Origin of the sequence: Okeania sp. SIO3B5, assembly GCF_010692555.1 — a bacterium.
Taxonomy (GTDB): domain Bacteria; phylum Cyanobacteriota; class Cyanobacteriia; order Cyanobacteriales; family Microcoleaceae; genus Okeania.
The window spans coordinates 1-7,658 of record NZ_JAAHHG010000481.1 but is presented as its reverse complement, the minus strand read 5'-3'; the positions used below and the strand labels follow the sequence as shown (position 1 = coordinate 7,658).

6 protein-coding genes are annotated in these 7,658 nt (G+C 37.4%); 5 read left to right on the top strand and 1 reads right to left on the bottom strand.

Annotation, left to right across the window (positions count from 1 at the left end; genetic code table 11):
* Positions 1-429: 429 nt before the first annotated feature.
* Positions 430-1,761, bottom strand: coding sequence for a lipopolysaccharide assembly protein LapB (locus F6K54_RS36085; RefSeq protein ID WP_293088642.1), 1,332 nt, complete (start codon positions 1,759-1,761; stop codon positions 430-432).
* Between the two features lie 290 nt (positions 1,762-2,051).
* On the opposite strand from F6K54_RS36085, the gene F6K54_RS36080 reads away from it, so the two are divergent.
* The 5 genes from F6K54_RS36080 (at position 2,052) to psb35 (ending at position 7,520) form a co-directional block, all read left to right on the top strand.
* Positions 2,052-2,369: a zinc ribbon domain-containing protein gene (locus F6K54_RS36080; protein ID WP_375342026.1), complete on the top strand. Its 318-nt coding sequence runs from the start codon at positions 2,052-2,054 to the stop codon at positions 2,367-2,369.
* A gap of 813 nt (positions 2,370-3,182) precedes the next feature.
* Positions 3,183-3,452 (top strand): MoaD/ThiS family protein, encoded by a 270-nt coding sequence (locus F6K54_RS36075; RefSeq protein ID WP_293088640.1) that lies wholly within the window; start codon positions 3,183-3,185, stop codon positions 3,450-3,452.
* Between the two features lie 1,610 nt (positions 3,453-5,062).
* Positions 5,063-6,376 carry a threonine synthase gene (thrC, locus tag F6K54_RS36070; protein ID WP_293088638.1) on the top strand — a complete coding sequence of 438 codons (1,314 nt, stop codon included), beginning with the start codon at positions 5,063-5,065 and terminating at the stop codon, positions 6,374-6,376.
* A gap of 272 nt (positions 6,377-6,648) precedes the next feature.
* On the top strand, positions 6,649-6,942 hold the full coding sequence (locus tag F6K54_RS36065) for a MoaD/ThiS family protein (protein ID WP_293088636.1): 294 nt from the start codon (positions 6,649-6,651) through the stop codon (positions 6,940-6,942).
* 410 nt (positions 6,943-7,352) lie between these two features.
* On the top strand, positions 7,353-7,520 hold the full coding sequence (gene psb35 / locus F6K54_RS36060; protein ID WP_293088634.1) for a photosystem II assembly protein Psb35: 168 nt from the start codon (positions 7,353-7,355) through the stop codon (positions 7,518-7,520).
* Positions 7,521-7,658: the final 138 nt, after the last annotated feature.

The following is a 7,658-nucleotide window of genomic DNA, read 5'->3' as shown; positions in this document are numbered from 1 at the left end:
TAATAAATAACTACGTAGGAGTCAGGAGTCAGTCCTCAGGAGTCAGGAGTAAAGAGGGAAGAAAGAAGAAGAACTGGAGTTGAAGGAGAAAGTTTTTTTATAACTAATTATCCGGACATGATATGACTATTCAACCTACATTCCGCACTTCAATTTGTAACATGAAAATTAGTATAAAATTATGAGATTGTTTAAGTATTTATACTATATAAATCATCTTCATTTACCTCGATCAAGAGTCAAATTCTCAGTTAAATATTAAGCACAAATACTTATTGAATTGTTAACTCCTATTGACCACTATAAATTTCTTCTTAATGCATGACTTTTGACTTTTGACTTAGATTTTTATGCTACATTTTGTCGTGCGGAATGTGGGATTTAATTAATGGCAAATACATGAATTTTCTGTTTTGTCAATTAGTCAAATCACAAATTTCTATTTCTATTCAATTTGTCAAGCTTTTGTAGAAAATAACTTTCTCGATATCCCCCCAATTGTCTCGATAATTCTAAACCTCTTTGAAAAGATGACATTGCTAAAGGAAAAGCCTTTAATTGTGCATAAACTTGCCCCATACGATCATAAGTTTCCATCATGCCATAAACATTAACAAACTGTTGATCCATCAATAATTGCACTTTATATATTTCAATTGCTGCCTCTTTTTCATCCTGAGAAAGATAGAGCGCTGCCAATTTTTCTAAAGCATCACTAGCACTTATAAACCGTTGAATTGATTGAGCAATATCATAAGCTTCTTGATAGTATTGACTGGCAAGACTAAGTTTTCCAAGTTCCTCATAATCTCCAGCAATAGATATTTTTATATCTGGAACTTCTGTGAGAATTTGTTGATCTTCGTAAAAATTGACCAATCTTTCTTTTGCTGCAATTGCTTGTAGAGGTTTTCCCGCTTGATTATAAATGAAAGCTAATTTTTCGATAGTATCTACTTTTTCAAAATTAGTAGTTAAAGAAGGATCTGTTATTTCTTCATTAGTAGATGTTTCTAACTCACTCTGTTGCTGAACCTCCAATAATTCTTCATAAGCGATCGCTGCATTATCATAATCTAGCCAATTTAAGTATATTTCCCCCATAGCTGTCAAAGCTTGTTTGAGGGTAGCAACATCCTCTAGCTCTCTAGCTTCAGCAATAACTTGTTGATAAACTTGAACTGCTGGATCTTTTGCTCTAACAGTATTAAATGCAGAACCTAACGCTTGCAACAATTCTATATTCACTGGTTCTTGTTCTTGAATCTCTGGTTGTACGGTTTCCAGTCGTTTTGTAATCCACTGCACTTGTAATTTTTGACTATTATTCCATGCTATTTCTGCTACTCGTTCCAAAGCTGCTAATTCTTCTGCTTGACCTAGATAGCGTCGCAAGCGGAGTTCTCTATTCCAGGTATCAAAAGCTTTAGTTGTTTCTCCCGCTGCCAATAATGCTGCTGCTTCAACATTAAGTTGGTCGAGTTCTTGAGAAAGTTCTTCTCGTTTGTCCCCGGTAACGGTTCCTGTAGTAGGGGGTTCTGGTAAAAGTGGGTCTGGTTCAGTGCTTTCTAAAGGATTAGGGGAAAATTGATTTGGAGATTCTAATTTTGACTCTTCTTCTGTTTGACGTTGAGAGATAATATTTACAGCATTTTTTCTGACAGTATATTCGGAAAATTCAGGAGTTTTTGCTAAACAAGAGCTTGAAAAAAAGAGGTAAAAACAACTGCTAGTTAGAACTAAGTTTTGAATTTTGAGCATTTTAATTAGATTGTAAATGGTTTACCGAAAAATTGGGTTTAAAGCCTCGCCCATAAGCGGGCGACTTTTTATTTGCAAGTAAATTGAATATATGCTAAAGTATTAAAAGTTGCCGGGGGGCACTCGGAAACTCTAAACGGACGTGGAGGCAAGCATAAGACTACTGTCAAAGTAGCAGCAGCCTAAGAAGCGTCAACCCGCCGAAGAGCTAGGGCTCAGTAGGAATATCCGTGCCTTTAGGCCGGAGAGGATGTCAATTTGATAATAATTTTAGGTCTTAGGTGTGTGGAATGGGCATCTTGCCCGTTCCGTTCCGTTCCGTTCCGCTGCCTCTAAATATTAGAGAATGGGATTGTCCTGAATGTACAGCTCACCATGACAGGGACATAAACGCTTCGGTAAATATTTTGCGGATTGGAACCCCCGTCGGAGTCAGACGCAAGGGAACGCCCACCAAGAAGCCTGCGGGACTCGCAGTGTCATTCTGTGGAGCAACCATAAGACCCGAAGGGAGTAAATCCCGGAAGGCGTGTGCTAAGAAACAGAAAGCCCTTATAGAAGCCCTGATCGTATCTTTGCTAATGTTGGGTTTTTCGGCCAAGAAGTGAGGATATTGATATTTAATTACTATAGATAGATATCTCCAACAATCAAAAATCATGCTCTTTTATTGCACTGTTATTCATCAATTCTTTCCCCCTACTCCCTACTCCCTACTCCCTATGCGTGGAGGAGATGCTTAATGGATCCGTTTAGGGGTTCTATAAGAAACAGAAAGCCCCTAACAGTGATTTTAAGGAATCCCGCGCTGTCTAGTGAGAGCAGCGTCGGGAGGATGTCAATCAACAACCCCCCTATTTAAAATAATAAATTAAATTATCAATTATTCTCATCTTCAGAAGATCTAAAAAAAATTGCTAGGGAAATAGTTGCATTCAAACAAAAACTCTGATATTCTAAAGATTATAAGATGTATAAGGAGTTTTTCGCCCCTACGCATGATTTTTTATTCAACACAATATAGAAGCTGATTCGCCTTCAAAAGCTCTAGAAAAAATTGCCAGGGAATATAGTTGCATTCAAACAAAAACTCTGATATTCTAAAGATTATAAGATGTATAAGGAGTTGTTCGCCCCTACGCATGATTTTTTATTCAACGCAGAAAATAATAAATTCATAGAATCTAATTTGCCTCTTCGCATAATATGACCAAAAAATAATGGTAGTCCTGCATAGTCATGGTACACAAGAAACAAGGGATGCTTGGCACGGGAGCAAGATGCTCCCACTGCCGTACCTCCTAAAAAAAATAATGCAACGCACGACCATTACAATGCACCACCACCAAAATAATTAGGTTTCAAACCTTCTACTCAAGTAGAAGGTACTGATAACTGATAACTGATAACTGATAACTGAAATGACCATCACCCTCAAACTATTCGCAGCCTACCAAGAAGCCTATGGAGTCTCCGAACTCCAACTCACCCTTTCTCCAGGAACTACCGCCTCCCAACTTTTAGAACAGATCGTTACCCAACATCCTGAATTAGAGCAGTGGCGAAAAGTAACCAAATTTGGTATTAACTTCAACTTTGCTCCACCCGAAACCGTCCTTCAAGACGGCGATGAAGTAGTCCTCATTCCTCCAGTTAGTGGGGGAGTAGGGGATTCAACAATTAATAATTAATAATTAATAATTAATAATTAGGGCTTGCTGATTAAATATCAAACCATTGACAGGTAAAAGTTTTAGCTTTCTTGGATTCCCAAAAAGTGCGCTTGTTTTAGTCTAATATCATGTTCGGATAATCAGTTATAAAAAACCTTCTGCCTTTTAACCTTGCTCTTTCCCTTCTGCCTTCTGCCCTCTGCCTCCTGCCTTCGATCCACAGATATTATAAGTATTCAACCGAACATGATATAAAACCCTCAAAAGTTAGCATAAAAGGCAAACTAAGGAAAGAAAAATTGAGGGACAATTCTTACTCCTATCTCCTCTAAATCCCCCATTTATCCTAACTTCTGACTCCTGAATCCTGACTTCTGCCCTCACTCATAAGACTTTTTCAGCAAACCCTAGATAATTTGTCCCAAATTTCATCAATACCATTACGGTTGCAGGACTGCCAATCATTTTAGATTTTAGATATTTTTTTTAGAAAATATAATTTCTTTGGTATATGGTATTAAACCACTTACCTCTAGAAGCCTTTTCACTATGAAATGCTACATTTATTTAGGGCTTGCTGAAAAAGTCTTATGGGTGAAGGTAGGAGACAGAAGACAGGAGACAAGAGACAGGAGAAATGGGAATTTGGAGGAGGTAGGAGTAAGAATTTTCCCAAGATTGTTCTGCCCAACTCTTGAGCAAAATCCGCTCTTTTTTGAACCATTACCACCTAAAACTTCGCACTTTTTGATACTTAAAAAGGCACTTATCTTTATCTGTAAAGACTTTTAGATTTAATCAGCAAGCCCTATTTAAAAAAATCCAATATAGCAGAAGGAAGAAGGAAGAAGGAAGAAGGAAAAGTATTACCTTGTCTGAGTTTTAAGCCCTTGATCTGTCTCCGCCTTTTGCTTCCATTGCTATAACATTATTCACATTTAATACTAAATTAAATGTAAGCATTCAGCTATTAGCAGTCAGCTATCAGCAACCAGACTTTCTATTTAAGGACAGTGTTTAAATTAACAACTAACTTTAAGAGCAAGGGAACCAACTTTTGTAGTAAGGCAATTAAATATTGCTTTTAATTTAGGATAAAAGCAATAGCTGATAGCTGATGGCTGACGGCTGAATGCTTACAATTAAATAGAAAAAATATGACAGAATAAATTTGTTTTTATTCTGAAAGTTAGTAATATAGGGTTTTTCAGTAAGCGTGAGGTACACCTATTTTTATTTGTCTTCTGTTCCCTTTTCTCTAACACCAACCAATTTTGTACCTCACCAGCATGGAAATTTCTATATTGACAAATAAAATATTAGTAAATATTGGCTTCAAAACTATAATAAATTCAAACCAAATAGCTATAAAAATTATTAATTTTCAGTTTAATTATAATAAATAAGCTACTTATATTACTCCTCCAATAGCTACATTAAAATCAACCACTAAATTAGTAAAATTACCTGCCAAAATAGATAATTTATCTGTTGCAATTAATAATGGAAAAATACAAGAAAATTAATCCCGACTATTTTTGTCGGGTATGGTTGACGGTGATTTTTACCCATGCTACTATTTCAAAAAGTGCAGAATAATTCTTTGTTAGAAGTAGGGAGTAAAGAATATGACCCAGGCCACAAAAACTGAAAATCAAATCCATAGTCAAAATACAGCAATAGAAACACTCAAGTGCAAAGAATGTGGTGAAGAATACCCACTAGAAGCCAAACATATATGCGAAGATGTCTGCTTTGGCCCTCTAGAAGTAAAGTACGACTATGAAAAGATCCGTCAAACAGTGAGCCGGGCCACAATCGAAGCAGGTCCCAATTCTATATGGCGTTATCGTCAATTCCTACCCGTAAAAACAGATAACGTAATAGATGTAGGAACAGGTATGACCCCCCTACTAAAATCAGAACGTTTAGCCCGTCGCCTGGGTCTAAAAAATCTCTACATCAAAAATGACGCTGTAAATATGCCTACCCTCAGCTTCAAAGATAGGGTAGTATCAGTCGCCCTCAGTCGGGCCAGAGAATTAGGTTTCTCCACAGTATCCTGCGCCAGTACAGGTAACCTCGCAAACTCCACCGCAGCGATCGCAGCCAAAGCAGGATTAGAGTGTTGTGTATTTATCCCCGCTGACTTAGAAGCAGGCAAAATTCTCGGCACCCTAATTTACAATCCAACAGTTATGGCAGTTAAAGGCAACTACGACCAAGTAAACCGTCTCTGTTGCGAAGTGGCCAATACCTACGGTTGGGGATTTGTAAATATTAACCTCCGTCCCTACTACTCAGAAGGTTCAAAAACTCTTGGCTTTGAAGTCGCCGAGCAACTAGGATGGCAACTACCAGACCATATCGTTGCACCCATCGCCTCCGGTTCCCTCTACACAAAAATTTATAAAGGATTCCAAGAGTTTGTTAAAGTAGGTTTAGTAGAAGATAAAGCAGTTCGTTTTAGTGGAGCGCAAGCTGAAGGTTGTTCTCCAGTAGCTCAAGCATTCAGAGAAGGTCGTGATTTTATCACCCCAGTTAAACCAAATACTATTGCCAAATCAATTGCGATCGGCAACCCTGCAGATGGTATCTACGCATTAGAAGTAGCTCGCAAAACAAACGGTAATATCGAATCTGTCACCGATACTGAAGTTATTGAAGGCATGAAGTTATTGGCAGAAACAGAAGGCATCTTCACTGAAACAGCAGGTGGTACAACTATTGCAGTGTTGAAAAAATTAGCAGAAGCAGGCAAAATTGATCCTGAAGAAACTACCGTTGCTTACATTACAGGTAATGGTTTAAAGACACAAGAAGCAGTACAAGGTTATATCGGCGAACCTCTCACAATAGATGCCAAGTTAGACAGTTTCGAGAGAGCTTGGGAACGCGCTCAAACATTAGAGCGTCTTGATTGGCAGCAAGTTTTAGTTTAACTCACCTAACCCAAAAAATTTCTATATACAGCAGATTCGGTGGTATATAAAGTAAAGATACTAACATTTAAATGTTCCCAGTGCTTGTATCTTGTCCACGATGAATATACCTCAGCAAGGTGGAATCTGCTGTATCTTTCAAAGAGTAATAGTAGGTTAGGAAAAATAATTTTTTTCTTAAAAATCAAAAGTTTTTCTTAGCCCAGCATTACAATAAAAATTTGCCAAGAGCAACTAAAGTATTATCTATAAATAATCTAGATTAATCAATTATGGCAGTTACAGTTTTAATTCCTACCCCACTGCAGAAATTTACCGAAAATAAAGCAAAAGATAAAGCAAAAATTGAAATTGAATGTGGCGGTGGCAATATTTCCGAACTAATAAATTCTCTAGAAACAGACTATCCTGGAATCAAAAAAAGTCTCTGTGATGATCAAGGAGAACCCCGAAGATTTTTAAATTTCTACGTTAACAGCGAAGATATCCGATTTTTAGAAGGAACAAAAACATCTCTACAGGATGGAGATGAAGTGAGTATTGTTCCTGCTGTTGCTGGTGGTTAAAGTCGCGATATAGCTGATGACACGCTCTGCGATCGCATTCACAAAAAAAATCTCTCAAATTCAGCTTCTAGCTAGATTGTTTTTGCCAAAAAATTTTGGTCCAAATTTTCCCTTCTTAAGCTATCCCTAGCTATCCCTTATAAGGAACTCTTGAAAAACTTGTGGGGATAAAGTGAGAAGGGAGAAATAGTCAGTTTAGCTAGGCAAAACTACTTGATTTGTCCAAATTAATGTGCTTCTAAGTACATTTTTTCTCAGGAATAAAGCCTTTTACTTTCCTACGGAATGCTGCGCAAACAGCTAGACTTGCTGATAACTGATAACTGATAACTGATAACTGATAACTGATATGACTCAATCCAGGTTGTGAGATAATATTTCTAATTATAGAAATAACTTGGAGATTTAATATGGTGCAGGGTAATATATGGATTCCAATTGCAGTTGTTGTGGTGGGCTTTATTGCAGCAGTTAGTATAGGTTCTATTGCTTGGTATAATTCTAAGCGTCCTCCTGGTTGGGAAGATGCACAACGTCCAGACTATGTTCCTAAAGTTAATGAGGATAAAGATAGCTAAAAGCATAACAATTTACCGAAAAATTGGGTTTAAAGCCTCGCCCTTGTAGGGCGACTTTTTATTTTAGTATGCAAGTGAATTGAATATATGCTACAGTGTTATTAGTTGCCGGGGGGCACTCGGAAACTCGTGCGCGGA

Coding starts and splice junctions, on each gene's coding strand:
- F6K54_RS36085 (WP_293088642.1), bottom strand. CDS start 1,761: ATGCTCAAAATTCAAAACTTAGTTCTAACTAGCAGTTGTTTTTACCTC.
- F6K54_RS36075 (WP_293088640.1), top strand. CDS start 3,183: ATGACCATCACCCTCAAACTATTCGCAGCCTACCAAGAAGCCTATGGA.
- thrC (WP_293088638.1), top strand. CDS start 5,063: ATGACCCAGGCCACAAAAACTGAAAATCAAATCCATAGTCAAAATACA.
- F6K54_RS36065 (WP_293088636.1), top strand. CDS start 6,649: ATGGCAGTTACAGTTTTAATTCCTACCCCACTGCAGAAATTTACCGAA.
- psb35 (WP_293088634.1), top strand. CDS start 7,353: ATGGTGCAGGGTAATATATGGATTCCAATTGCAGTTGTTGTGGTGGGC.
- F6K54_RS36080 (WP_375342026.1), top strand. CDS start 2,052: ATGGGCATCTTGCCCGTTCCGTTCCGTTCCGTTCCGCTGCCTCTAAAT.